The organism is Celeribacter ethanolicus, assembly GCF_002407265.1.
Classification (GTDB): Bacteria; Pseudomonadota; Alphaproteobacteria; order Rhodobacterales; family Rhodobacteraceae; genus Celeribacter; species Celeribacter ethanolicus.
In genome coordinates this window covers 1871198-1895576 of sequence record NZ_CP022196.1, presented here as the reverse complement: position 1 = coordinate 1895576, position 24379 = coordinate 1871198, and the positions used below count along the sequence as shown (strand labels likewise).

24 protein-coding genes are annotated in these 24379 nt (G+C 63.6%); 11 read left to right on the top strand and 13 right to left on the bottom strand.

What is annotated here, in order from left to right; translation table 11 throughout:
- Positions 1 to 11: 11 nt before the first annotated feature.
- Genes CEW89_RS09390 through CEW89_RS09375 form a run of 4 tightly spaced genes read right to left on the bottom strand, consistent with a single transcriptional unit; the run spans position 12 to position 3514 of the window.
- On the bottom strand, positions 12 to 764 hold the full coding sequence (locus CEW89_RS09390) for an ATP-binding cassette domain-containing protein (protein WP_096805716.1): 753 nt from the start codon (positions 762 to 764) through the stop codon (positions 12 to 14).
- A complete protein-coding gene (locus CEW89_RS09385) occupies positions 761 to 1702 on the bottom strand; it encodes an iron chelate uptake ABC transporter family permease subunit (RefSeq protein ID WP_244906185.1) in 942 nt (313 codons plus the stop codon). The genes CEW89_RS09390 and CEW89_RS09385 overlap by 4 nt, the downstream gene beginning before the upstream one ends.
- Positions 1695 to 2624 (bottom strand): ABC transporter permease, encoded by a 930-nt coding sequence (locus CEW89_RS09380; protein ID WP_066705194.1) that lies wholly within the window; start codon positions 2622 to 2624, stop codon positions 1695 to 1697. The genes CEW89_RS09385 and CEW89_RS09380 overlap by 8 nt, the downstream gene beginning before the upstream one ends.
- Entirely contained in the window at positions 2621 to 3514 is an 894-nt protein-coding gene (locus CEW89_RS09375) for a siderophore ABC transporter substrate-binding protein (protein ID WP_066705192.1), read from the bottom strand. The genes CEW89_RS09380 and CEW89_RS09375 overlap by 4 nt, the downstream gene beginning before the upstream one ends.
- Before the next feature lie 108 nt (positions 3515 to 3622).
- On the opposite strand from CEW89_RS09375, the gene CEW89_RS09370 reads away from it, so the two are divergent.
- A complete protein-coding gene (locus CEW89_RS09370; protein WP_096805715.1) occupies positions 3623 to 3922 on the top strand; it encodes a DUF2218 domain-containing protein in 300 nt (99 codons plus the stop codon).
- Between the two features lie 70 nt (positions 3923 to 3992).
- Here the strand turns inward: CEW89_RS09370 and CEW89_RS09365 are convergent, their stop codons facing one another.
- From CEW89_RS09365 to CEW89_RS09345, 5 genes are all read right to left on the bottom strand, one after another.
- The gene (locus CEW89_RS09365; RefSeq protein ID WP_096805714.1) at positions 3993 to 4790 is read right to left on the bottom strand and encodes a heme ABC transporter ATP-binding protein; all 798 of its coding nucleotides are present in this window, start codon (positions 4788 to 4790) and stop codon (positions 3993 to 3995) included.
- Between the two features lies 1 nt (position 4791).
- Positions 4792 to 5865 carry a FecCD family ABC transporter permease gene (locus tag CEW89_RS09360; protein ID WP_096805713.1) on the bottom strand — a complete coding sequence of 358 codons (1074 nt, stop codon included), beginning with the start codon at positions 5863 to 5865 and terminating at the stop codon, positions 4792 to 4794.
- Between the two features lie 3 nt (positions 5866 to 5868).
- A complete protein-coding gene (locus tag CEW89_RS09355; protein ID WP_096805712.1) occupies positions 5869 to 6723 on the bottom strand; it encodes a heme/hemin ABC transporter substrate-binding protein in 855 nt (284 codons plus the stop codon).
- Positions 6724 to 7767, bottom strand: a complete 1044-nt coding sequence (locus CEW89_RS09350; protein WP_096805711.1) for a hemin-degrading factor — start codon at positions 7765 to 7767, stop codon at positions 6724 to 6726.
- A gap of 335 nt (positions 7768 to 8102) precedes the next feature.
- Positions 8103 to 8312: a DUF1127 domain-containing protein gene (locus tag CEW89_RS09345; protein ID WP_066705178.1), complete on the bottom strand. Its 210-nt coding sequence runs from the start codon at positions 8310 to 8312 to the stop codon at positions 8103 to 8105.
- Positions 8313 to 8536: 224 nt separating this feature from the next.
- On the opposite strand from CEW89_RS09345, the gene CEW89_RS09340 reads away from it, so the two are divergent.
- From CEW89_RS09340 to CEW89_RS09315, 6 genes are all read left to right on the top strand, one after another.
- Complete coding sequence (locus CEW89_RS09340; protein ID WP_096805710.1) at positions 8537 to 9016, top strand: aminoacyl-tRNA deacylase; 480 nt, start codon at positions 8537 to 8539, stop codon at positions 9014 to 9016.
- Positions 9017 to 9148: 132 nt separating this feature from the next.
- A complete protein-coding gene (locus CEW89_RS09335; RefSeq protein WP_096805709.1) occupies positions 9149 to 10210 on the top strand; it encodes a Hint domain-containing protein in 1062 nt (353 codons plus the stop codon).
- A gap of 190 nt (positions 10211 to 10400) precedes the next feature.
- Positions 10401 to 11021 (top strand): 30S ribosomal protein S4, encoded by a 621-nt coding sequence (gene rpsD, locus CEW89_RS09330; RefSeq protein ID WP_066705172.1) that lies wholly within the window; start codon positions 10401 to 10403, stop codon positions 11019 to 11021.
- 141 nt (positions 11022 to 11162) lie between these two features.
- Positions 11163 to 12194, top strand: coding sequence for an endonuclease/exonuclease/phosphatase family protein (locus CEW89_RS09325; RefSeq protein ID WP_066705170.1), 1032 nt, complete (start codon positions 11163 to 11165; stop codon positions 12192 to 12194).
- Positions 12195 to 12315: 121 nt separating this feature from the next.
- Complete coding sequence (gene hisC, locus CEW89_RS09320; protein WP_096805708.1) at positions 12316 to 13410, top strand: histidinol-phosphate transaminase; 1095 nt, start codon at positions 12316 to 12318, stop codon at positions 13408 to 13410.
- A gap of 76 nt (positions 13411 to 13486) precedes the next feature.
- Entirely contained in the window at positions 13487 to 14350 is an 864-nt protein-coding gene (locus CEW89_RS09315; protein WP_244906204.1) for a prephenate/arogenate dehydrogenase family protein, read from the top strand.
- 117 nt (positions 14351 to 14467) lie between these two features.
- Here the strand turns inward: CEW89_RS09315 and CEW89_RS09310 are convergent, their stop codons facing one another.
- The gene (locus tag CEW89_RS09310; RefSeq protein ID WP_157779814.1) at positions 14468 to 15469 is read right to left on the bottom strand and encodes a DUF2125 domain-containing protein; all 1002 of its coding nucleotides are present in this window, start codon (positions 15467 to 15469) and stop codon (positions 14468 to 14470) included.
- Between the two features lie 78 nt (positions 15470 to 15547).
- On the opposite strand from CEW89_RS09310, the gene CEW89_RS09305 reads away from it, so the two are divergent.
- The 3 genes from CEW89_RS09305 (at position 15548) to CEW89_RS09295 (ending at position 19045) form a co-directional block, all read left to right on the top strand.
- Complete coding sequence (locus tag CEW89_RS09305; RefSeq protein WP_096807186.1) at positions 15548 to 16132, top strand: gamma-glutamylcyclotransferase; 585 nt, start codon at positions 15548 to 15550, stop codon at positions 16130 to 16132.
- Positions 16133 to 16219: 87 nt separating this feature from the next.
- Entirely contained in the window at positions 16220 to 17419 is a 1200-nt protein-coding gene (locus tag CEW89_RS09300; protein ID WP_244906184.1) for a biopolymer transporter ExbB, read from the top strand.
- A 3-nt stretch (positions 17420 to 17422) separates the two neighbouring features.
- The gene (locus CEW89_RS09295) at positions 17423 to 19045 is read left to right on the top strand and encodes a peptidoglycan -binding protein (RefSeq protein ID WP_096805706.1); all 1623 of its coding nucleotides are present in this window, start codon (positions 17423 to 17425) and stop codon (positions 19043 to 19045) included.
- A 2-nt stretch (positions 19046 to 19047) separates the two neighbouring features.
- Here CEW89_RS09295 and CEW89_RS09290 read toward each other — a convergent pair whose 3' ends face one another.
- From CEW89_RS09290 to gloB, 3 genes are all read right to left on the bottom strand, one after another.
- Positions 19048 to 20025 (bottom strand): M23 family metallopeptidase, encoded by a 978-nt coding sequence (locus CEW89_RS09290; protein ID WP_096807184.1) that lies wholly within the window; start codon positions 20023 to 20025, stop codon positions 19048 to 19050.
- 80 nt (positions 20026 to 20105) lie between these two features.
- Positions 20106 to 22439, bottom strand: a complete 2334-nt coding sequence (gene clpA / locus CEW89_RS09285; protein WP_096805705.1) for an ATP-dependent Clp protease ATP-binding subunit ClpA — start codon at positions 22437 to 22439, stop codon at positions 20106 to 20108.
- 234 nt (positions 22440 to 22673) lie between these two features.
- Positions 22674 to 23462, bottom strand: a complete 789-nt coding sequence (gene gloB / locus CEW89_RS09280) for a hydroxyacylglutathione hydrolase (protein WP_096805704.1) — start codon at positions 23460 to 23462, stop codon at positions 22674 to 22676.
- Positions 23463 to 23532: 70 nt separating this feature from the next.
- On the opposite strand from gloB, the gene CEW89_RS09275 reads away from it, so the two are divergent.
- Positions 23533 to 24282 carry a class I SAM-dependent methyltransferase gene (locus CEW89_RS09275; RefSeq protein WP_066705155.1) on the top strand — a complete coding sequence of 250 codons (750 nt, stop codon included), beginning with the start codon at positions 23533 to 23535 and terminating at the stop codon, positions 24280 to 24282.
- The last annotated feature ends 97 nt before the right edge of the window (positions 24283 to 24379 follow it).

Sequence of the window (24379 nt, the reverse complement as noted above, 5' to 3'; positions counted from 1 at the left end):
ACGGTCAGCACTCAGACAGTCAGCACGATGCGCCGCCCTTCCGCCTCGATCACCTGCACCTCGGTGTCGTAGAGATCGGAAAGGTTGTCGCGGGTCAGAACCGTGTCGGGCGCGCCTTCGGAATGCAGACGCCCGGCCTTGAGCGCGACCACATGTTCGGCATGGGCGGCGGCAACGGAGAGGTCATGGAGCACCACGACGACGGTCTTGCCCTTGTCCGCCTCTTCGCGGGCGACACGCATGACGGTGCGGGCATGGACAATGTCGAGGTTGTTCAGCGGTTCGTCGAGCAGAAGCACGTCGGTGTCCTGTGCCAGAACCATGGCAATGAGCGCGCGCTGGCGCTGGCCGCCGGAGAGCGTGTCGAGGAACCGGTCGGCGAAGTCTTTCAGATCGAGCCGCGCGATGGCCGTTTCGATCGCTTCGACGTCCGCCGGGCCGGGGCGGCCGTGGCTATGAGGGTAACGCCCGAAACCCACAAGGTCGCGCACGGTGAGGCGTGGGGTGATCTGGCTGTCCTGCCGAAGGATGGCGAGATGCCTGGCGAGGGTCTTGGGTGGGTAGGCGGAGAGCGGTTTGCCATCGAGCAGCACCTCGCCATGTTCGAGCTTGATCAGACGCCCCATCGCGGAGAGAAGCGTCGATTTCCCGGCGCCGTTCGGGCCGACAAGGGCGGTCATTTTGCCCAGAGGCATTTTGACCGTCACGTCGTGCAGGATGGGCGTCTCGGTCAGATGAACGGAGAGCGAGCGGGTTTCGATCATCGGGGCCTCCGATGCAGGATGAGAAAGAGAAAGACCAGCCCGCCAAGCGCTTCGATCACCACGGAGACCGAGGTTTGCAGGCGCAGCGCGCGTTCGAACAGGGTCTGGCTTGCGACCAGCACGGTTGCGGCGGTCAGGGCGGAGGCGGGCAAAAGCGCGGCGTGTCGCCAGGTGCCGATCAGGCGATGGGTGAGCGCGGAGACCAGCAGGCCGAAGAAGACGATGGGGCCGACAAGCGCGGTGGAGACGGAGACCAGCAGGGCAACCGCCACCAGAAGGCGCTTTGTGGCGCGGTCGTGATCGACGCCAAGGTTGATCGCCGCCTCGCGTCCCAATGAGATCACGTCGAGCGCACGGTGCTGGCGCATCAGCCAGAGGAAGACGGCGAGCGTGATGCCGGTGGCGATCCATGTCAGGTCGGCATTGACGGCGTTGAAGCGGGCAAAGCTCGCCTGCTGAACCACCGAGAATTCCGAGGGGTCGATCAGGCGGTTGATCAGGGCGGTGAGGCTTCGGAAGAGCACGCCGAGGATCAACCCGGTGAGGACCATGCGGCTCAGATCGGCGGCATTGCGCAGCACCGCGCCGAAGAGAAGGAGCGCGGCGGTGAGCATCAGTGCGGTCTCGAGGATGAATTTCAGCGTCGGGTCGAGGGTCGCAAAGCCGAAGCCGCCGAGAAAGAACACCAGCCCGGTTTGCAGCATCAGGTAGAGCGCATCGAATCCCATGATCGAGGGGGTGAGAATGCGGTTGGCCGTGAGCGTTTGGAACACCATGGTCGAGAGCGCGACGGCGGTGGCGATGGTCACCAGCGCCAGAAGCTTCATGCCGCGAAACGGCAGGACGAAATCCCAGTTGCCGCGCGCGCCAAGTGTCATGAAGGCCAAGACGGACAGCGCGAAGAGCAGGCCGAGCGGCAGGAAACGGGTCTTAACCACGGGCGGCTCTCCCGTTCAGAAGCCAAAGGAAAATTGCCGCGCCCAGAACGCCCAGAACCGTGCCGACGGGCACTTCGAACGGGTAGCGGATGATGCGGGACAGAATATCGCAGGCCAGGACCAGCCCCGCACCGCTGGCGGCCACGACGGGCAGGGTGGCGCGCAGGTTTTCGCCCATGATCCGGGCGACGATGTTGGGCACGACAAGGCCGACGAAAGGAATCATGCCGACGGTGACGACTGTGATCGCGGTGATGATCGAGACGATGGCCAGCCCCAGCGCCATGATCTGGCGATGATCGAGGCCGAGCGATGTGCTGGCCTCTTCGCCCAGCCCCGCGATGGTGAAACGGTCGGCATAGAGATAGGCCGCTAGGGTCAGCGCGCCGCCGAACCAAAGGAATTCGTAACGCCCGAGCATGACGCCGGAAAACTCGCCGGTCATCCAGATGTCGATATATTGCAGCAGGTCGCGTTCATAGGCGAGAAAGGTCGTGAGCGCGCCCAGAATGCCGCCATAGACGATACCGGTGAGCGGCACCATGAGCGGATCGCGCCGCGGGAGGCGGCGGACGATGGCGAGGAAGCCTGCGGTGCCGATCAGAGCGGTGGCAGTCGAGGCGGTCATCTTGAGCCAGATCGCCGCGCCGGGCAGGACAAGCGTGATCGCCACCAGACCGAGAGCGGCGGCCTGACCGGTGCCCGCGGTGGCCGGTTCGACGAAGCGGTTGCGGCTCAGCATCTGCATGATGACACCCGCGACGGCGAGGCCCGCCCCCGCCAGAAGGGCGGCGGCGGTGCGGGGAATGCGGCTGACGAAAAGAAGCCAGAGGTCGCCTCCGCGCAACGACGACACCCCCGTGAGCAAACTCACGAGGGCGAGGACCGCCAGAGTGGCGAGGACGAGGGTCTTGCGGCTCACGAGGCGTCGCCGAACGCCGTTTTGATGATGTCGAGGGTCTCGAGCGTGGATTGGATGCCGCCGCCCGCGATGTAGATGCCGCCAGCGTTCAGATAGACGATATGCCCGGCTTTCGCGGCCTTGGTGTCGGCGATGATCGGGTTGTCGAGCGTCGCCTGCGCGCTTTCGCCCTCGCCGCCAATGGCTGCGACGCGGTCGAGAACCAGAATCCAGTCCGGGTCGGCCTCGCGGATGAATTCGAAGGAGACGGATTCGCCATGCGAGGTATCTGTCAGGCCGGCGACGGCCTCCGGCAGACCGATCTCGCTGTGAATCCAGCCAAACCGCCCGCCCGCGCCATAGGCGGACAGTTTGCCGCCATTGGTCAGGATCAGAAGGGCCGTGCCCTTGTCCCGAACGGCGGCCTCGGTGGCGGCGATCTCGTCGTCGAGCTTGGCGGTCAGGGCTGCGGCCTCGTTCTGCTTGTCGAAGAGCGCGCCATAGGTCGCGAGCCGGGCGCGGGTCTGATCCAGAAGATTGTCGCCCCACATGGTCATGTCGATGGTTGGGGCGAGTTTCGCCAGCGCATCCACCTGGGTTGCGGAGCGCCCGCCCGCGATGATGAGCTCCGGCGCCAGCGCGTTGAGCGCTTCGAAATCCGGTTCGAACAGGGTGCCGATGTCGCTTTGGTACTCGGAAAGATAGGGCAGGAATGTGCTGGAGGTGGCAGAGATGCCCTCGACGCCGAGCGCGTCGAGCATGTCGAGTGCGCCCATGTCGTAGACGGCGACGGTTTTCGGCGCGTGTGGCACGGTGGCAGGGCCGGTCGCGGTGTCGATGGTGACGTCTTCGGCCTGCGCAGCGGTGGCCATGACCGCCAGAAGGGCGGCTTTCAACAAGGTGCGGGACATGCGTTTCTCCTATGTGCGGGACTCAGGGGTCCATTCTTGATTGTTTTCATAGGTTATTGCGCGACCGGGCTGCAACCCGTAATCTGACAGAAAAACTAGGAGAACCTCATGCACATCCAGATCGGTCGTTTCGAGACGCCGCATGCGTCCAAATATCTGCAACAGCTTTGCAAGCATTTCGCCCATAAGGTGGAGGTCGCCTATACGCCGACCGAGGGGCGTGCAGCGCTTCCGCCGGGACCGGCGACGCTTGAGGCGACCGAAACCGGACTGACGGTGCGGCTCTCGGCCAAGGACGATGCGGGCATGGGGCATGCCCGTGCGATCATCGACCTGCATCTCAAGAAATTCGCCTTCCGCGAGGCGTTCGAGGAAATGGTCTGGGAGCCGATCATCGCCGCAGTGTGATGATTAATCGTTTGAAATTAATGAAACATATCAAAAGGCCGCCTCTGTGAAGTGGCCTTATATGTGACGCCTACAGAGAGAACTGAGAGGCCTGCGGCAAAATCCACGGCCCCCCGGTCGGCGGCGGCGTGTTGGTGCGCAAAGCGCAGCCGTAACAGGCCGACAGACGGTGGTCGGTGAAGACGTCCTTGGGCGTGCCTTCGGCCTGAACCTGTCCGCTGCCGAGAAGCGTGACGCGATCCGCGAACATGGCGGTGAGGTTCAGATCGTGCATCACTGCGATCACCCCGCCGCCGCGTTTGGCGTAATCGCGGGCCAGCTCCATCACGGCAAGTTGATGGCCGATGTCGAGTGCGGAAACCGGCTCGTCGAGAATGAGCCAGCGGGGATGGCCGTCGAGAACGGGCTCCCAGATTTGCACCAGAACGCGGGCGAGCTGGGCGCGTTGTCTTTCGCCGCCCGAGAGTTCCTGCACCATCCGACCCTCGAAGCCTTCAAGCCCGACGCGGGCCAGCGCGGTGCGGGGCAGGTGTTCCAAACCCTCTGTACGTCCCGTCGCCAGCCCGGCGGTGAGACCGAGGCGCACGAGTTCGAGAACGGTGAAGGGAAAGGCGACGCTGCCCGATTGCGGCAGGACCGCACGACGCTGCGCCAGATCGAGCGGGGAGAGATGCGAGAGCGGCACGCCGTCGAGCGCGACCTCGCCCTCGAACGCCTGTTCGCCGGTGATGGCGCGCAGGAGCGTGGTCTTGCCGGAGCCGTTCGGGCCGACGATGGCGGTGACTTCACCGGGGGCGGCGGCGAAGCTGACCCGATCAAGGATGGTACGGGCGTCGAAGCGGACGGTGATGTCGGTGGCTGTGATCATCTCAGCTCTCCAGAAGGGCGCGGTTTTTCAACAGGATCCAGAGGAAGAACGGCCCGCCGAGACAGGCGGTGACGATGCCAATGGGCAGTTCGGCGGGGGCGACGGCCACACGCGAGATCATGTCGGCGATCAGCAGCGTGATGGCTCCGAGAAGCGCGGCATTGGGCAGGAGATTGCGATGTTCCGGGCCTTGGAGAAGGCGCAGCAGATGCGGCACGACGATGCCGATGAAGCCGATGCCGCCGGTGATCGCGACCGAGGCCCCGACCGATCCCGCGACGGAAAGAATCGCGATGCGCTTCATCCGCTGGGTGTCGATGCCCATGTGGCTTGCGACGGCCTCGCCCAAGGCGAGCGCATCGAGGGCGCGGGCGAGGAACGGGGCGGCGAGGAGGGCAAGCGCAATGATCGGCCCGGCGGTCAGGAGCTTGGCCCATGTCGCGCCCGCCACCGAGCCCATGCCCCAGAAGGTCAGGTCACGAAGCTGATCGTCGGTCGCCTTGTAGACGATGAAACCGGTCAACGCACCGGTGAGCGCCCCGAGGGCAATGCCCGCGAGGAGCATGGTGGCGACCGAGGTGCGCCCGCCGCGGGTGGCGATCTTGTAAAGTACGAGGGTGGAAATCCAGCCGCCGAGGAAGGCCGCGACCGGTACGAGATAGGCGCCGACGAGATTTTGCAACGCGAGCGGCAGAAGCCCGCCCAGCACGATGGCCGCCACGGCGCCAAAGCCCGCACCTGCCGAAACCCCGACAAGGCCGGGATCGGCGAGCGGGTTGCGGAACAGGCCCTGCATGACTGCACCGGCCACAGCCAGGGCCGCACCGACCAGCGCGCCCGTGAGGACGCGCGGCATGCGGATGTCCCAGACGATGGTCATGTCGCGCAAAGAGGCTTCGCCGATCCCGGCCTTGGCCATGAGCGCGCCGATCACATCGGTGTCGCCCGCAGCGCCCCATCCGAGGCCCAAAAGCATGGTCAGGGCAAGGAGCGCCATAAGCACGAGGCGCAGAAAACGCGCCTTGTCGCGACGGTCGCCCGCGAGGGGGGCGCTTCGGGTCTCCACGATGGCCATGGGTTACTCCGCCGCAGCCCAGAGCGCGTTGTGCAACTCGGTGGCGAAATGCGCGGTGCGCGGACCGAAGCCGAGAGCGGCGGGGGCGACCTGAACGAAAGCGTGGTTTTGTCCGGCGGGCGTTTGCGACAGGGCGGGCAGGTCGAGAATATCGCTCTTGTTGGCGTCATGCTCGCTCTGGCCGGTGCTGTCCATCATCAGGACGACATCGGGGGCAGCGGCGATGATCGCCTCGTCGCTCATGATCTTGTAGCCCTGAAACGCGCCGGACATGACGTTTTCTGCCCCCGTGAGCGCGATGATCCCATCCGCGCCGGTGCCGTCGCCCGCCACATTCAGACGCCCGCCCTGATTGGACAGGATGAAGAGCACGCGGGGCGGGGTGCCCGCTTCGGTGCGGGCCTGGTCGAGGCTGTCGAATTGCGTCTCGATTTCGGTGGCGAGGCTGTCGGCCTTGGCGGGGACGCCAAGCGCTTCGCCGACCGTGTGGATCGCCGCAATGACGGAGGCTTCGGAGAACCCGTCCTTGACCGGCACCAAGGGGATCGAGGCGGCGCGGAGCTGGTCGAGCACTTCGGGCGGACCGGCGGTGTCACGGGTGAGGATCAGATCGGGGCCGACGGAAAGCACGCCCTCGGCCGACAGTTGTCGCATATAGCCGACATCGGGCAGGGCCTCGGCCTCAGGCGGAAATTGCGAGGTGGTGTCGCGGGCAACCAGCCGATCACCTTCACCCAGAGCATAGACGATCTCGGTCACCGGGCCGCCGATGGCGACGATGGAGGTCGCTTCCGGGTAGCTCTGGGCGTGGGCAGAGAGCGGCAGGAGGAGGGCGGCGCTCAGAAGGAGGGGCTTCATTTACGCCTCCGGCAGATCGGCAAGAATCTGATGCCATTGGGCCAGATCGTCGTCGTCATTCTCGCGCTGGCCGAAGCACTGGAAGATCAGCCCGCCGTCGGCGTCGAACGCCTCAAGCGAGACTGCGGGGCCGCGCTTCGTCGGCTTGTCGACGACATAGACCTCGGCCAGATGATCGCCGCGCAGATGCAGGTTGAAGCGCGGATCGAGCACGTTGAGCCATGGTCCCATGGGTTTGATCGTGTCGAGCGTGCCCCAGTGGATCTGGATATTGCCGCGATTGCCGACAAAGAGCACAACCTTCTGATGTGCGGCGGAAACAGCGTCGAGGAAATCCGCGACGGCCTCGGGCTTGATCTTGCGCACGAAGGGCGCACCGGCGAGACGATAGGCACCGAGGCGGTTCATGCCGAGTTTCGCGGCCAGCCGATTGAACTGATGGGTGTCGGTCATGCGCGCCCATTCCTCGACAAGGATGTCGCGCTTGTCCGCGTTGATCTTTGCGCCCTCCGTGGGCTGGCGCGGTTCGACTGCGATCTCCGGCGACTGGTCCTCGAGCGCCAGCACATCGACAAGCGGTTGCCAGGCATCGTGGTTTGAGCCGTCGCGCAGGAAGATTTTCTGCAAGGCATCGCCCGAGGCGTCGAAGAATTGCAGCGTGCGGCGGATGCCTTTTTCGGTTTCGTTTTCGATGGCGAAGCCGAAGGTCCAGAACTTCGGGAAAATCCGTGTGTCGATCTCCTTGCCGAGCACCATGGAAGCATGCGGGCCGGATTTGTAGGTCTCGAAGGTGCCGACGCGTTCGTGCACACAGGAGGCGTTGCGGGTCAGCGCCATGACCTCGCCCAGAGCGGTGAGGCGGGGCATGACCGCGTCGGGATGGGCGTCAATCCGGGTGACGGTCATGCCCGGCGTCGTCCCGACATGGGCGGCCACCAGTTCGGCTTCGGAAATGCCGAGACTGTCGGCGAGATCGCGGTCGCGCTTGCCGGTGTTGGCGGATTTCGCGGCGCGGATGTCTTCTGCGGTGAGCGGTTTGTTCATGGCGAGGCCTCACGTGATGGGTGGACGCGCGCGGGACACGAAGGACCACCCCGCGCGCTGGCTTGGGTCAGACGACCCTGGCAACGGAACGGGAGAGGGGGCGGCGCGGGGCGAGCCCTGTGCCGGTTGTCATGCAGAGAACTGAAAGGATCATCGGCAAGCCCCGTTTCCCAAGATGCGGTGTCGGGCTGGCTGCCGCGCGGGCGCTTGCGTTGCGATGGGGCTATAATGCCTGAGTTAATCTGTCAAGTTATTTGGCGCAGTGAAGGCCATAAAAGAAAACGCGCCCGCCGGTGGTCCGGGGGCGCGTTTTCGATAGCTCTGATGCTATGCGATCAGGCGCGGGTCATCCGGCCATAGGCCACATCGGTGATGTCCGAGCGGTTCAGGCCGATGTCGGCGAGTTCGCGGTCGGACAGCGCTTCGAGCGCCTTGAGGGTCTTGGCGGCGTGGCGGTACGCGGCAAGCTTGCCGAACAGGCCAGCGCCGAACCCTTTGGTGCCGGAGGCGGAGCTCGGCGCGAGGGTGTGGGACAGGGTCGTCATGTTTGTCGGTCCTTGAGATAAAGTTTTCAAACCGCATCAAAAATGTGCAGCATTTATTCTCGTGCGCATATATGTCGGGCGATTTGTGAAAACAGATGCCCAAATGGCAGTCCCGTCATGCGTTCGAGGCATGGCTCCCGAGAAAGGCCTCACGCGGGCGGGGGCTTGCGGTTTGCCCGCGTGAGGCCTTGGTCTATAGAGGGCAGGGTAAAAGGAGATCCCCGATGAGCACAGCAACTCCGGCCACGCGCTTTCTCGACAAGGCAGGGATTGCCTATGATCTGTTCGAATACGACTATGGCGGGGGCGATGGGCCCATCGGGTTGCAGGCAGCGGAGGCGATCGGCTGGCAGGCGGCGCGGGTGTTCAAGACGCTGATGCTCGAGGTCGACGGCAAACCGGCCTGCGCGGTGATCCCCTCGGATCGGTCGCTGTCGATGAAGAAGGTCGCTGCGGCGCTCAAGGGCAAAACGGCGAAGATGATGGAGCCGGTGAAGGCCGAACGGCTGACCGGGTTTCACACCGGCGGTATCAGCCCTTTCGGCCAGAAAAAGCGCGTGCCGGTGGTGTTCGATGCGACGGTGATTTCAGTCGAGGCCCCGGTGGTGATGAACGGCGGCAAGCGCGGGCTGATGGTCTGTCTTGCGCCCGAGCCGGGGATTGCGGCGCTGGCGGCGGCGGTGGCGGAGGTCAGCGTCGTCTGACGGGGGCCGTGGAGACGCGGATGTCGCGACATTTTTGCGAAACGCGACAAAACGTTCGAAAAGCCGTTAACAGAGCGATTCGCCTGTGCTAGCCTGTGCGTAATAAAAAGAATTTGGCAGGCTATACAGGCAATGAGAACGGGCTATTCCGGCACGTTTGTCATCGCGTGGACGCAAGGAGAGCTCGACGGGCTGTCCAATGCGCCGCTGACCGCATTGAACGTGGGCGCTTCCTGGCGCTGGACGGGCGAGGCGGTCTGTGTCGACGGTGCGCGCGATGTCTATGTGCTCGACGGGGCAATCGGGCGGGCGGAGCTGCACCAGCGTGCGGCTCAATCCGTGCGCCGACTGATCGGGGCCGCTGTGGCGGATGTCCCGATCTATCAGGACAAGGAGGCGCGCGGGCGTCTGTTCGATGGCGGATTCGACGTCACCGACGGGCTCAAGCGCTATGAGATCACCCTGATCGACACGCCGCATCTCGGCGCGCCGCTTCTGATGTTCGTGGGGGAAGTGCCGCCATCGGATACCGATCTCTGGGTGGTCTCGACCCATGTTGCGAGTGCGCGCGATGCCGAGGAAAGCCGCCCCGGTGGCGTGATTTGCTTTACCTCCGGGACGAAAGTTTTGACGCCGCAAGGGCCGCGCGCGGTCGAGGCCCTGCGCGAGGGCGATGCGGTGCAGACCAAGGACAACGGCGTGCAGAAGCTGCGCTGGATCGGGCAGCGCCATATGTCCGGTGCGCGGCTCTATGCCCTGCCGCAACTGCGCCCGATCCGGTTCCGGGCCGATGCCCTCGGTATGGGGCAACCGGATGAGGATCTCATTGTGTCGCCGAACCACCGGATGCTGTTGCGCGGACCAGCCGCGCGGGATCTGTTCAATGCCGACGAAGTGCTGGTGGCGGCGCGCGATCTGGTCAACGACCGCTCGATCACCGTGGAGCGGCACCTGCGCGCGGTGGAGTATATCCATCTGTTGTTCGACGCCCATGAGGTGATCTTTGCCAACGGGTTGGAGACCGAAAGCTACCATCCGGGCTTCACCGATCTCGCGATGGTCGAAGAAGAGCAGCGCGCCCGTCTCCTGGAGCGTTTCCCGCATCTCGCGGATCAGCCGGGCGATTACGGCCCGGCGGCGCGCCGGACCCTGTCGGCGGCGGAAGCGGCGATCCTCTTGCACAATGTGGCCTGAAATCGCGCTGTGACGCTTGACACCGGGGCGCGCGGCTGTATAAGCCCGCCATCCGGTGTGCAGCGATGTGCGCCGGGTTATTCATTGGTGTTGGTGGCCCTCGCAAGAGGAACCCTGTCAACCCGGGGTGCGGCTCAGACCGTCCGGGGAGAGGACAACGCCCTTCGAAATATTCAGAAGGAGATCAGCCGTGACCAAACGCACGTCTGCCAAGTACAAAATCGACCGCCGCATGGGCGAAAACATCTGGGGCCGTCCGAAGTCCCCGGTCAACCGTCGTGAATATGGCCCGGGCCAGCACGGTCAGCGCCGCAAGGGCAAGCTGTCCGACTTCGGTCTGCAGCTCCGCGCCAAACAGAAGCTGAAAGGCTACTACGGCGACCTGACCGAGAAACAATTCCGCCGCATCTTCGCCGACGCCGAGCGTCAGCGTGGCGATACCGGTGAGCTTCTCATCGGCCTGCTCGAGCGCCGTCTCGACGCCGTCGTCTACCGTGCGAAATTCGTGCCGACCATCTTCGCGGCCCGTCAGTTCGTGAACCACGGCCATGTGCTCGTGAACGGTGAGCGCGTGAACATCCCCTCCTACCGCGTGAAAGAGGGTGACGTGATCGAGGTCCGTGCGAAATCCAAACAGCTCGCCACCGTGCTCGAAGCTGTGGCTCTGACCGAGCGTGACGTTCCGGATTACCTCGACGTCGACCACAACAAAATGACCGCGACCTTCGTGCGCACCCCGGGCCTCTCCGATGTGCCCTACGCTGTGCAGATGGAACCGAACCTCGTCATCGAATTCTACGCTCAGAACTGATCTGAGCCGAAGATCGAAGATTTTCGAAAGGCCGTCCCTCGGGGCGGCCTTTTGCTTTGGCGTGCCAAGGCCAGGAAAACCCGGCCTGATCCGAATCCCCTTTCGTGCTATGCTGAGACGGGTATTTCAGGAGGCTGTGATATGGCGGCGCGTGATATTTCGTTTGGGTCTTTCAATCTCTACAATCTGCAATCGCCGGGCGTGGCGATGTATTCCGGGTCGCGCTGGACCGAGGAACAATACGAGGCGAAGATTTTCTACACCGGAGCGGTGTTGAAACGGATCGCCGCCGATGTCGTCGGGTTTCAGGAACTCTGGGCCGGGGAGGCGCTCCGGGAGGCGATGCAGATGGCGGGGCTGGATGCGACACATCGGGCGCTGGTGCCGCCCGGTCATCCGGGCAATCGTATCGTCTGCGCCGGGATGGTGCGCATGGATCTCCTTGTTGATGAGCCGGAATGGATCGTCGATTTCCCCGAGGACATGGTGCTGGCCTCCGGCGGTGACGACCCGCAGCAGGACCGCATCGCCGTGGCGCTCACGACGTTTTCGCGGCCCGTCCTGCATTTTACGGTACAGCCGCATCCGGACACGCCGGTGATCCATGTCTTTGTTGCGCATTTCAAATCCCGTCGCCCGACGGAGCTTTGGCGCGAGGAGTGGTACGAGGCGGATCTGCACAAGGATCACCTCAACGCGCTGGGCTATGCCGTGTCGACCATCCGGCGCACGGCGGAGGCGACGGCGCTCAGGATGATCATCACCAATCTCACCAAGGGCACGAACACGCCCGTGGTGGTGATCGGCGACATGAATGACGGCAAGCTGTCGAACACGCTCAACATCCTCACGGAGCAGCCGCAATACCTGACGGGTCTGTCGGAAGGCGGTGGCGACAATGCGCTTTATACCGCGCAGACGCTTCAGGAATATCGCTCGACACGGGATGTCTATTACACCCATGTCTTCAAGAAGGAACGTGAGAGCCTTGATCACATCCTGTTTTCGCAGGAGTTCTACGATCACTCGAAGCGGCGGCTCTGGGCCTTCGACGAAATGACGGTGGACAACGACCACCTCAACATCGAGGACCACAAGGCCACGGGCACCAACGATCACGGCATCCTACGTGCGGGGTTTCGGTGGAAACCGGCGGCGGGCGCGGTCGCCTAGGCCTGTGATCGCGTGGAAACCGAAGCGCGCGCGCAACAACTGCGTCTGTGCTGCTCATGCCGCTGGCAAAGTCCGGCACGCGGCGCTAAGAGGAGCGGGTAAATTCTAAGCGAGTGGACCCATGACCCGTTTGATCGAACCGCAACCCGGCATCCTCGACATCGCTCTGTATCAGAGCGGGGCGAGCCATGTGCAGGGCGTCGAAAATGTGATCAAGCTGTCGTCGAACGAAAACCCGTTCGGCGCGCCGGAAAGCGCGAAGGCAGCCTTTGCCAAGGCGGTTCACACCCTCCATCGCTATCCGAACACCGATCACAGCAGTCTGCGCAAGGCGATCGGCGATGTGCACGGGCTCGACCCGGAGCGCATCATCTGTGGTGTCGGCTCGGACGAGATCATCCACTTCCTCTGCCAGGCCTACGCCGGTGTGGGCGATGAGGTGATCTACACCGAGCACGGCTTTTCCATGTACAAAATCTCCGCGCGTGCCGCAGGGGCGACGCCGGTCTGCGTGCCCGAGCGCGAGCGCGTTGTGGATGTGGACGCCATTCTCGAAGCCTGCACCGAGCGCACGAAGCTTGTGTTCATCGCCAACCCGGCGAACCCGACAGGTACGATGATCGGCCAGCGCGACATCGCGCATCTCGCCGCCAACCTGCCGCCGCAGGTGCTTCTGGTGCTCGATGGTGCCTATGCCGAGTTCGTCGAGGGCTTCGACGGGGGGGCGGCACTGGTCGAGGCGCGTGACAATGTGGTGATGACGCGGACCTTTTCCAAGATCTACGGTCTGGGCGGGGTGCGTGTCGGCTGGGGCTACGGTCCCAAGGACATCATCGACGTGCTGAACCGTGTGCGCGGGCCGTTCAACCTCTCGGAGGCGCAACTGGCCGCGGCCGAAGCCGCCGTCAAGGACCGCGACTGGGTGGAAAAATGCCGCGAGGACAACACCCGGCTGCGGGCCTGGCTTGCCGAGGCGCTGATGGAGCTGGGCATTCCGTCCGACACCTCCTGTGCGAACTTTGTCCTGGCACGGTTCACCGATCAGGCGGAGGCGGAGGCCTGTGACGAGTTCCTGAAATCTCAGGGCATCATCGTGCGTCGGGTCGGAGGCTATGGTCTTCCGAACTGCCTGCGGATCACCGTTGGCGACGAGGCCTCTTGCCGCCGTGTTGCCCATGTGATCGGTCAGTTCAAAGGGGAACAGGCCGGTGTCTGAAACTGTGTCTGAAGCTGCGTCCGGGGTGATCTACAACCGTGTCGCACTGATCGGGCTGGGCCTGATCGCGGGTTCGATGTCCTTGGCGATGCGTCGCGCGGGCGTGGCGGGCGAGATCACGGGCTATGCCCGTTCTCAGGCCACGCGTGACACGGCGCGCGAGATCGGCCTAGTGGACCGGGTTTGCGACACCGCGACCGAGGCGGTGAAAGACGCCGATCTGATCGTGCTCGCCGTGCCTGTCGGCGCGATGGGGCCGGTGATGGCGGAGATTGCCCCGGCGCTGAAACCCGGCGCGGTGGTGACCGATGTCGGCTCGGTGAAGAAATCCGTGCTGGACGCCGTCATGCCGCATATCCCCGAGGGTGCTCATTTCATCGGCACCCACCCGATGGCGGGGACGGAGCATTCCGGGCCCCGGTCTGGTTTTGCCGAGCTGTTCGACAACCGTTGGTGCCTGATCGTGCCGCCCGAGGGCGCGAACGAGGGCGAGGTCAAGAAGCTCGAGGATTTCTGGTCCGCCCTTGGCGCCAACATCGAGCGGATGGACCCGGAGCACCATGACATTGTCTGCGCCGTGGTGTCCCATGTGCCGCACCTGATCGCCTATACGATGGTGGGTGTCGCCGACGATCTGCGCCGGGTGACCGATCAGGAGGTGATCAAATTCTCCGCCGCAGGGTTCCGGGATTTCACCCGCATCGCGGCCTCCGACCCGACCATGTGGCGCGACGTGTTCCTGACCAACAAGGAGGCGGCGCTGGAAATTCTCGGGCGTTTTACCGAAGAGCTTTTCGCCCTGCAACGGGCGATCCGCACCGGCGATGGCGACACGCTGCATGACTATTTCACCCGCACCCGCGCCATCCGTCGCGGCATCATCGAGGCGGGGCAGGACACGGACGCGCCGGATTTCGGACGCGGAAAAAAAGGCGGCTGAGTACGACCTCCGTTGGCGGAAAAGCGACGGCTCCCTTTTGGGGAGCCGTTTCATTTCGGGAATATGATTTGCCTCATCAAGGTGTGCCCCTAAGGTCCATGCGAGAGGGGCGAGACCTCAGCGGATGACAATGCGCGGTGCAGGCCCCAGAGGGATGAACCCGAGCGTGATCATCCCATCTTTCAGGTTCAGCTCCGCGTCAATCGTATCCTTGCGCCCCGACAGCCCGGCCAACATCTCGCCGCCGCGGAGCGCCAGATTGCTCATGTTCTCCGGGATCGCGCCGGTGGCAATCGCCAGCTCGATCATCTCGCGCCAGTTCTCCGCCTTCACCGCCACCTTGCCGACGGGATAGCCGCGCTTGTCGACGTCGAAGGCACCGGTGAGCTTGAGTTTCAGCTCTCCCCAATGGGCCGAGAAATTCTCGACGTCGATATGGGTCGGCTGCGGGCGCGGACCTTCGAGGGCGTGAATGTCCCAGGGGCTGTCGAAACTCGCGGTCATTTTGAGGTCGAGCTCTTCGAAGCGGTCCGACAAAAGCCCCTTGGGGTCCAGATCTTCGACCAGACCACCTGTGGGTGCGAAACCTTGGGCATTCAGAGTGATGTCATGGGTCAACGCGTCGTCGGCGCGCCGTTGAGAGGCCACCTGCGCACTGTCGAGCGTCACGCCCCAGGTCGCGGTCGACAGGAGTTTCAACCCGTCGATCGCCACGGAGGCATGATCGAGCGTCAGGTTCGGGCCGGGATCGACGAACAATTGCGCCTCCGCCGAATCCTGGGTGAGGTCGAGGCGCTGATAGGGGGAGGCCAGCGTCAACTCCGGCGCCATGTGCAGGGTAAACCGGGTCGGGCGGAAGCTCTGGCTCAGGATTTCGATTTTGGGCGTCGAAAGCGCCACGCCGGTCCGCGGATCGGCCAGACGCGGCTCCATGATCGCGGTGTCGAAACGGGCCGGGAAACCACGAGTTTTGACTTCGACGGTTTCCGCCTGCCAACCCTCACTGGCGCGGGCGTCGATCCAGGCGGCAATCGCGTGTTCCGTGCCGCGCGCACCGATGATCCAATAGCCGGAATAGAGAATGAACACGGCCAGCACGAGCCAGATCAGTTTGCGCATCTTGGGGTCCCGTCTTTTCTTTCCCGGATGGCCCGTGTTTAACGGGGGGAGGCGGAGCTGAAAAGAGGAGAGAGGGCGATGTCCTCCTATGATGCGGCGGATCACGCGCTTGTGCATGTGGACCTGCGCGAAGGGTTTTGGGTCTTTGGCTATGGCTCCCTGATGTGGAGTCCTGGATTTGCGTTCGTCGAGCGTCTGCCTGCGGTGCTTTCCGGGTACGCGCGGTCCTTTTGCATGTGGTCGATCCACCATCGCGGCTCGCCCGAGGTGCCGGGGCTGGTTTTGGCGCTCGATGCGGAGGCGGGGGCCTCCTGTCAGGGGCTGGCATTTCGCGTCGGGCCGGAGGTGGCGGAACAGGCCCTGGCGGAGTTGCGCGAACGCGAGCTTGTGTCTTCGGCCTATCTCGAACACGAGGTGGTGTTGACCCTGTCGGATGGGCGCGATGTTCCGGCACTGGCCTATGTGGTCGACCCGGCACATGTGCAATACACCGGGCCCTTGAGCCTTGAGCGACAGGCCGAGGTGATCGCCGGCGCCTGTGGCGGGCGGGGGCCGAATTGCGACTATCTTTTCTCGACCGCCGAGCATCTGGCCCAGCTCGGAATGGAAGATCTTGAGCTGACAGAGCTTTCCGAGATGGTCCGGCATCGGCTTAAAACGTAAGGAAACGTCCGGACACGAAATCGCGTGTTGGCAGAGGGCTTTAGAGCCCCTATCGTGAGCACGAACCGTCAAGGGGTCAGGACGTCGATGGACCAACCCGATCACACGCGAAAGCGTCAGGCTAAACCGCAGGCTGAAAAGCGTCAGGCCGAGCTGAAATTCTTTTCCCAACCCGTGCGCCAGATCACGCTGATGATCGTCGTGCTGGGGCTGGTCGTGGCCGGGCTTGTCATGGCTCTGCCGCGGGTTGGACCGGTGTTTTTTGCCAATCTCTATCTCAACTTCTTTATCGCCGTGGTGTTCTTCATCGGTATCCTGTCGTGTTTCTGGCAGGTGGCGCAACTCGTGGCTTCTGTGAACTGGATCGAACGCTTCACCGGCCAGCGCCCGAATGTTCCGGGCAAGGCGGCCCCACGTTTGCTCGCGCCTTTGGCTGCGTTGCTGCGCGGTCGCGGCGCGCATTCGCAAATCTCGGCAAGCTCCTCGCGCTCCATCCTCGATTCGGTCGCGACCCGTATCGATGAGGCGCGCGACATCACGCGTTACATTGCCAACCTGCTGATTTTCCTAGGTCTTCTCGGGACCTTCTATGGCCTCGCCACCACCGTTCCGGCGCTGGTCGATACCATCCGTTCGCTGTCGCCCTCTGAGGGAGAAGGCGCGAGCGATGTTTTGGGCCAGCTCATGGGCGGGCTGGAAAGCCAGCTCGGCGGTATGGGGACGGCCTTTGCCTCCTCGCTTCTGGGGCTCGCGGGGTCGCTGGTTGTCGGTATGCTCGAACTGTTCGCGACCCATGGTCAGAACCGGTTCTACCGCGAGTTGGAAGAGTGGATGTCCACCATCACCCGCATCGGCTTTGCCTCGGATGTGGGCGAGGGCGAGATGTCGGGGGCGGTCGCGGTGCTCGATTACATGAGCGAGCAGATGCAACAGTTGCAGGAGATGTTCACCCGCTCTGACGCCGCCCGTGTCGCGGTCGACAACCGTCTGGAACAACTGGTCTCCTCAATGGACCGGCTGGTGTTGCAAATGGATGCGGACAGCGGCGCGGCGCCTCTGCTCGGACGGATCGCCGAGGGGCAGGAGCGGTTGATCGGGGTGATGGAGAGCCGGTTCGCGACAGAGGAAGAGCCGTTCGACGCCGAGGCCCGCATGCGGTTGCGCTCGATTGACGTGCAACTTCTGCGCATTCTCGAGGAACTCTCGGCGGGGCGTCAGGAAAGCGTCTCCGAACTGCGCTCCGAACTGGCCGAGCTGACCCGCGTACTGCGCGGATTGGGCGAATAGCCCATGGCCGTTCTGCGCCGCTCCTCCCATCGCATGTCTGGCTCGATCTGGCCGGGGTTTGTCGATGCGATGACGGCGCTTTTGCTGGTGCTGATGTTCGTTCTGACCATCTTCATGGTGGTGCAATCCATGCTGCGCGACCAGATTTCCGGGCAGGAACACGAGCTTGATGCCCTGACCGGCGAATTGAACGCGCTGGCCACCGCGCTTGGGCTGGAACAACAGAAGAGCCTCGGGCTTGAGACCCAGATCGGTACGTTGCAGGCGACGCTGTCGGATGTGCAGGCCCGGGCCAAGGCTCAGACCGCGACCATCGAGGGCTTGCAGGGCGAGAATGCCGTGCTGACCGGACGGATCGCCTCGTTCGAAGCGCAGGTGGCAAGCCTGTTGGCCGAGCGCGATGCAGCACTGACCGAAGGCGCGCAACTGGCCGCACAGATCGAGGATCTGGAGTCGGCGAAGGCGCAGTTGATCACGGATCAGGAGGCCGCGCAGCTTGCACTGGCAAAGGCGCGCGACGAGATCGACGCAGCGGAGGAAGAGGCGCGTTTGGCGGCGGCGCGGCGTGAGGCGCTGGACGCTTTGGTGGCGCAGTTGAAGACGGAAACGAACGAACGGCAGGCGGCTTTGGCGGCGGCGCAGGAACAGCTTTCTCAATCGGAGAAAGACCGGCTGGCCGCTGCGGCGGCGTTGAAGGCCTTGCAGGAGCGGATGGCCGGATCGGACGATGAGCTGACCGCGATGACTTTGGCCTTGGAGGAGGCGCGCAAGCAGGCCGAGGAGACTTTGACGCTTCTGGCGGCGGCGCGCACGGCGCGGGACAAGTTGCAGGCCGAACTCGACAGCGATGTGTCGGATCGCGACAAACAGGCGGCGCTTTTGGCGACCGCACAGGCGGCTCTGATCGACGAAGAGGCGAAATCGGCGGAGGGCGAACGCAAGCTGGCGCTTCTGAATGCGCAAGTGGCACAGATGCGAGAGCAATTGTCGGCGCTGCAATCGACGCTGGATGTGCGCACGGCGGCAGATACGGAGAACGAGGTTCAGATCGACAGCCTGACCCAACGGCTCAACGCCGCTTTGGCGCAGGTCGCCGCCGAAGAACGGGCGCGGGCCGCTTTGGAAGAGGCGGAGCGCAAACGGTTGGAGGAGGAGGCGAAAAGCCTTCAGAGCTATCGTTCGGAGTTTTTCGGGCGGATGCGGCAAATTCTTGGCGATCGTGAAGGGGTGAAAATCGTCGGGGACCGGTTCGTGTTCTCCTCCGAGATTCTGTTCGAACCGGCCTCTGCCGAGCTGGGGCCTCTGGGCAAGACGCAGATCGCGCGGGTGGCACGCATCCTGTCCGAGGTGGCGGCGGAGATCCCGCCCGAGATCGACTGGGTCATTCGCGTCGATGGCCACACCGACAAGACGCCGCTGTCGGGGACCGGAGAATATCGTGACAACTGGGAGCTGTCTCAGGCCCGCGCGCTCGCCGTGGTGCGCTACATGGTCAACGATCTGGGCTTTGATCCGTCACGTCTCGTGGCGGCGGGATTCGGGGAATATCAGCCGATTGCGGTGGGGGGCAGCCCCGAGGCCTTGGCGCAGAACCGTCGGATCGAGTTGAAGCTGACCGAGAAATAATTTCACTTATCAATGCGAAAGCGCTCTTCGAGGTGGTCGATCTCTGCGCCCTTGCGGATCAGTTGCACCGTGGCGGTATAGCCGCCTATGGGCCACGCGCCCGGAGATTTGCGCCCGACGGCGCGGAACATGCGGGCCTGATCCTTGTCGAGGAGGGCGTCGTGGCTGATGACCTCGCCCTCGGGGCCGAAAATGCTCATCCGAAGAATGTCGCCTTGCAACGTGCCATAGCCGAAGCCGAAAACCACAAGCGCGGGGCTGTCGGAACCGAGCGGGTCGTGGCCCGCCGTTCCCGCCTTGACGCTCTCGTAATCCGGCACCTTGGTGTCAAGGCCGAGGGTCAGCAGGCCGCCCGCGTGATAGACCATGTCGCGGTCCCAGAGCGTGCCGTTCAACATGGCCTCTTCGCCGCAGGCAATCAGCCCTGTGGGGTTGAACGGATCGATGACCTTGCCATTGTGGCGCAGGGCGAGGTGAACATGAGGGAATTCGGTCATGCCGGAGAGGCCGACCTGTCCCAGAACGGTGGAAGCCCCGACACGCTGGCCTTGCTGAACCGCGATGGTGCCGTTCATCATGTGGCAATATTGCGTGCTCCAGCCGTCGCCATGGTCGATCACCACACCATTGCCGCATTCCTTGCCGGTGACGTCGGGCGCCCCCTCGCTGCCTTGGGGAACATCCTCCATGCCGTCGCGAATGGCCTTCACCGTGCCGGGGGCGGAGGCGAGGACATCGACGCCCTGCCACATGTCGAGGGTGACGGGGAGGGCGAAATCCGTGCCCTTGTGACCGTCGTAACTCAGCGTGCCGCAGGTGAAATCGGCGGCACCGGGGCCGGGATCGGCATCGACGTAATTCTGGATGTAACAGGACTGGCCTAACACACAGTCGATGGGCGGGGCGAGCACCGGGTCACGGGCGAGGGCCGGGGTGGCGAGGAGAGGGGCAAGAACCAGGGGGGCAATCAGGGCACGCATGACAGACATCGGTTGGTGATCGTTCGGGGCACCGTTGCGCGATGAAAAAGCCCCGTCAAGGGACGGGGCTTTTCAAAGGCTTATTCCGCGGTGAGCAGAGGCGGTTTCTTCGAACGCCCGATGCGCGGGGCGCCGGGTTCCTCGATGATCAGGTCAATGTTGCCATCCTTGACGCCGATCTTGACCACGCCACCCTTCGCGAGCTTGCCGAACAGAAGTTCTTCGGCCAACGGTTTCTTGATATATTCTTGGATGACGCGGCCCAGCGGACGTGCGCCCATCTTGTCGTCATAGCCTTTGTCGGCGAGCCATTCGGCGGCCGGGCGGGTCAGTTCGATGTGCACGTTGCGGTCCATGAGCTGGGCCTCGAGTTGCAGCACGAATTTCTCGACGACCTGCAGGATGACCTCTTTCGGCAGCGGACCGAAGGAGACCACCGCGTCCAGACGGTTGCGGAACTCCGGGGTGAAGGTCCGCTCGATAGCGGCCGTATCTTCGCCCTCGCGGCGGTCGCGGCCGAAACCGATGGCCTCTTTCGCCTGCTCGGTCGCACCGGCGTTGGAGGTCATGATCAGGATCACGTTGCGGAAATCGACGGTGCGGCCGTTGTGATCGGTCAGTTTGCCGTTGTCCATTACCTGCAACAGGATGTTGTAGACATCCGGGTGCGCCTTTTCGATTTCGTCGAGCAGGAGCACGCAATGCGGGTGCTGGTCCACGCTGTCGGTCAAAAGACCGCCCTGATCGAAACCGACATAGCCCGGAGGCGCGCCGATCAGACGGGAGACGGCATGTTTCTCCATGTATTCCGACATGTCGAAGCGCAGAAGCTCCACGCCCAGAGTGTCGGCGAGCTGTTTTGCGACTTCGGTTTTCCCCACGCCGGTCGGACCCGCGAAGAGATAGTTGCCGATCGGTTTCTCCGGCTCGCGCAGACCGGCGCGGGCCAGTTTGATCGCGGAGGCCAGGGTTTCGATGGCCTTGTCCTGACCGAAGACCACACGTTTGAGCGTCGCTTCGAGATCCTTGAGCACCTCGGCGTCGTCTTTGGAGACGTTCTTCGGCGGGATGCGGGCGATCTTGGCCACCACCGCTTCGATCTCTTTCGGGGAGATCGTTTTGCGGCGTTTGCTTTCGGCCACGAGATGTTGCGCGGCCCCGGCCTCGTCGATCACGTCGATCGCCTTGTCGGGCAGTTTGCGGTCGTGGATGTAGCGCGCGGACAGTTCCACGGCGGTCTTGATCGCATCATGGGTGTAGCGGATGTCGTGATGCTCCTCGAAATAGGGCTTGAGACCCTGAAGGATTTTTACGGCATCGTCCACAGACGGCTCGTTGACGTCGATTTTCTGGAACCGACGGGACAGGGCGCGGTCCTTCTCGAAATGCTGGCGGAACTCCTTGTAGGTCGTCGAGCCCATGCAGCGCAGTTTGCCGCCTTGCAAAGCCGGTTTCAGCAGGTTGGACGCATCCATCGCGCCGCCGGATGTGGCGCCGGCGCCGATCACGGTGTGAATCTCGTCGATGAAGAGAATCGCGTCCGGATGATCTTCGAGCTCCTTGACCACGGCTTTCAGGCGTTCTTCGAAATCGCCGCGATACCGGGTCCCGGCCAGAAGCGCGCCCATGTCGAGCGAGTAGATCGTGGAATGGGCCAGAACCTCCGGGGTTTCGCCATCGACGATTTTCTTGGCGAGACCTTCGGCAATGGCGGTTTTGCCCACGCCCGGATCGCCCACCAGAAGCGGGTTGTTCTTACGGCGACGGCAGAGCACCTGAATGCAGCGTTCGACTTCTTCGGCGCGACCGATCAGCGGATCGACATCGCCTTTCATCGCTTTCTTGTTCAGGTCGACACAGTATTTCGCCAGCGCCGATTCCTTGTCCTCGCCCGCGGGCTGGGCCTGTTGCGTCTGGGCCTCTTCCTCGTTCTGGTCGGCGCCGGTGATCGGGCGCTGTTCGCCAAAAGCCGGGTCTTTGGCCACACCATGGGCGATGAAATTCACCGCGTCATAGCGCGTCATGTCCTGTTCTTGCAGGAAATAGGCGGCGTTGGATTCGCGTTCGGCAAAGATCGCGACGAGCACGTTTGCCCCGGTCACTTCGGTGCGACCGGAGGATTGAACATGGATCGCGGCACGCTGGATCACACGCTGGAAAGAGGCGGTCGGGACCGCTTCGGACCCTTCGACATCGGTGACGAGCGTCGAAAGATCGTCCTCGATATAATCCAGAAGGGTTTTCCGAAGCTCCTCGAGATCGACGTTGCAGGCCTGCATGACGCGGGCCGCGTCGGGTTCGTCGATCAGCGCCAGCAGTAGGTGTTCCAGGGTGGCGAGTTCGTGGCGGCGGGCATTGGCCAGCGCCAGAGCTGCGTGGATGGCTTGCTCAAGGGTGTTCGAAAATGACGGCACGTCGTTCTGTGCTCCTTCGCATTCGGGGTCTGGAGGGGGACTGGCCCCGCACCCTACCGTGGCCTCATACTCTTAAAGTTCGATTGATACGTCCGAGCTTCAAGGAAAAAAGTGGTTAACGCCGGTAAATTTTTCGGAGGCGCCAAGTTTTGTGCGGTTTGGGCCGAATGTTCCCCTCATTCGTTCACAATCATCTATGATGACTTGACAGGAAAACAAGGGGCAGACCGGGTGTCAGAACCGGTCCTTGCGCGCCCGGATTTCGGCGAAGGCCGCAACATCCGGGGCCTCCGTCATGCCGAGCGCCTGTTTCACCTGGGGGAGATGTGCGCGCAGGAACGGATTGGTCGCCAGCTCCAGAGACAGCGCGGAGGGTACGGTGGCCTCGCCTTTGGCGCGTGCCTCTTCGATGGCTTTGGCACGATTTTGCAGCGCGGTGTTGTCGGGCTCGACGGTGCGCGCGAAGCGGGCGTTCGAGGCGGTATATTCATGACCCGAGTAGACCATGGTGTCCCCGGGCAGGGCGGCGAAGCGCGAGAGCGTCCCCCACATCTGCTCCGGCGTGCCCTCGAACAATCGGCCACAGCCCAGAGCCATCAGACTGTCGGCGGAGAACAGCGCCTTCGCGTCGGGGATGTAATAGGCGATATGGCCGACGGTGTGACCATCCGCGCCCAGGATCTGGACCTCATGCCCCGCGAAGTCAAAACTCTGCCCCGGCTCGATCACACGGGTGAGCGGCGGCAGGCGATGCTGATCGGCTTTCGCACCGGTGAGGGTGGCCCCCGTGGCCTCGAACACGCCCGCGGCGCCATCTATGTGGTCCCAATGGTGATGGGTGAGCCAGATCTCGTCGAGGGTCCAGCCGCGCTCGGACAAGGCATCGAGAATCGGGGCGGGATCGGCGGCATCGACCAGCGCCGTGCGCCCGCTCACCGGATCGTGGACGAGGAAATCGTAATTGTCGGAGAGGGCCGCGACGGTGACGATCTCGAGGGCGGATTTCGGCGTAATCTCTGGCATGGCATTCTCCGGTGTCTTGCGGTTATGGTAACCGTGAAGCCCAGCATTCTGGGAAGTCCAAGGGAATGCAATGCATCTCGACGTCGTTGAGCTGAGAAATTTCTATTACCGCACCGGGCTCGGCCGCGCCGCGCAGCGGGCGATCCGCGATCAGGTCGTGGAGTTCTGGCCCAATGCCGAACGCCAGACCGTGGCGGGGTTTGGCTTTGCCGTGCCGCTGTTGCGCCCGTTTCTCGACGATGCCCGCCGCGTCGTGGGGCTGATGCCGGATCAGCAGGGCGTGATGCACTGGCCTGCGGGCCTGCCGAATGTTTCGGCGCTGTGTCCTGAGACGCGCTGGCCGATCCAGACCGGGTTCGTGGACAAGCTCGTGGTGATGCACGGGCTTGAGATGTCGGATGCACCGGATGCTCTGCTTGAGGAATGCTGGCGGGTGCTGGGGCCGGGGGGCAAGGTGCTCTTCGTGGTGCCGAACCGGGGCGGGCTCTGGTCGCGGTCTGACAGTACGCCATTCGGTTATGGGCGGCCCTACAGCATGGGACAGCTCGAAATTCAGCTCCGGCGCGCGCGGTTCGTGCCGGAACGCCATGCGGCTGTGCTGTTCCAGCCGCCGTCGCACAAACGGTTCTGGAAACGCTGGGGGCCCCTTTGGGAGCGGATCGGTCGGCAGATGCCGACGGCGCTTGCCGGTGGGGTTCTTGTGGTCGAAGCCTCGAAACAGGTTTACGCCCAGACCGGGTCGGGCACGCCCGAGGCGGTGCGGCGCAAGGCAGGGGTGCTCGAAGGGCTCCGCCCTGTGCCTGAGGCGAAGCCGGTGTGACGCCCGCAGCAAAGAACGGAAACGGCACCATATTGCCGTGAATTCCGCCCGTCCGTTACGGATTTTCGAGGCTGTCGGGCAACCGTCCCAAGGCGGC

What these genes read in the sequence shown, in the direction of transcription:
- CEW89_RS09345 (WP_066705178.1), bottom strand. Translation starts at nt 8,312, where the DNA reads ATGACGACCCTGTCCCACACCCTCGCGCCGAGCTCCGCCTCCGGCACC.
- CEW89_RS09315 (WP_244906204.1), top strand. Translation starts at nt 13,487, where the DNA reads ATGTCCTTGGCGATGCGTCGCGCGGGCGTGGCGGGCGAGATCACGGGC.
- CEW89_RS09325 (WP_066705170.1), top strand. Translation starts at nt 11,163, where the DNA reads ATGGCGGCGCGTGATATTTCGTTTGGGTCTTTCAATCTCTACAATCTG.
- CEW89_RS09390 (WP_096805716.1), bottom strand. Translation starts at nt 764, where the DNA reads ATGATCGAAACCCGCTCGCTCTCCGTTCATCTGACCGAGACGCCCATC.
- gloB (WP_096805704.1), bottom strand. Translation starts at nt 23,462, where the DNA reads ATGCCAGAGATTACGCCGAAATCCGCCCTCGAGATCGTCACCGTCGCG.
- CEW89_RS09375 (WP_066705192.1), bottom strand. Translation starts at nt 3,514, where the DNA reads ATGTCCCGCACCTTGTTGAAAGCCGCCCTTCTGGCGGTCATGGCCACC.
- CEW89_RS09340 (WP_096805710.1), top strand. Translation starts at nt 8,537, where the DNA reads ATGAGCACAGCAACTCCGGCCACGCGCTTTCTCGACAAGGCAGGGATT.
- CEW89_RS09290 (WP_096807184.1), bottom strand. Translation starts at nt 20,025, where the DNA reads ATGCGTGCCCTGATTGCCCCCCTGGTTCTTGCCCCTCTCCTCGCCACC.
- CEW89_RS09360 (WP_096805713.1), bottom strand. Translation starts at nt 5,865, where the DNA reads ATGGCCATCGTGGAGACCCGAAGCGCCCCCCTCGCGGGCGACCGTCGC.
- hisC (WP_096805708.1), top strand. Translation starts at nt 12,316, where the DNA reads ATGACCCGTTTGATCGAACCGCAACCCGGCATCCTCGACATCGCTCTG.
- CEW89_RS09365 (WP_096805714.1), bottom strand. Translation starts at nt 4,790, where the DNA reads ATGATCACAGCCACCGACATCACCGTCCGCTTCGACGCCCGTACCATC.
- CEW89_RS09350 (WP_096805711.1), bottom strand. Translation starts at nt 7,767, where the DNA reads ATGAACAAACCGCTCACCGCAGAAGACATCCGCGCCGCGAAATCCGCC.
- CEW89_RS09305 (WP_096807186.1), top strand. Translation starts at nt 15,548, where the DNA reads ATGTCCTCCTATGATGCGGCGGATCACGCGCTTGTGCATGTGGACCTG.
- CEW89_RS09295 (WP_096805706.1), top strand. Translation starts at nt 17,423, where the DNA reads ATGGCCGTTCTGCGCCGCTCCTCCCATCGCATGTCTGGCTCGATCTGG.
- CEW89_RS09275 (WP_066705155.1), top strand. Translation starts at nt 23,533, where the DNA reads ATGCATCTCGACGTCGTTGAGCTGAGAAATTTCTATTACCGCACCGGG.
- CEW89_RS09355 (WP_096805712.1), bottom strand. Translation starts at nt 6,723, where the DNA reads ATGAAGCCCCTCCTTCTGAGCGCCGCCCTCCTCCTGCCGCTCTCTGCC.
- CEW89_RS09335 (WP_096805709.1), top strand. Translation starts at nt 9,149, where the DNA reads ATGAGAACGGGCTATTCCGGCACGTTTGTCATCGCGTGGACGCAAGGA.
- CEW89_RS09300 (WP_244906184.1), top strand. Translation starts at nt 16,220, where the DNA reads ATGGACCAACCCGATCACACGCGAAAGCGTCAGGCTAAACCGCAGGCT.
- CEW89_RS09370 (WP_096805715.1), top strand. Translation starts at nt 3,623, where the DNA reads ATGCACATCCAGATCGGTCGTTTCGAGACGCCGCATGCGTCCAAATAT.
- CEW89_RS09310 (WP_157779814.1), bottom strand. Translation starts at nt 15,469, where the DNA reads ATGCGCAAACTGATCTGGCTCGTGCTGGCCGTGTTCATTCTCTATTCC.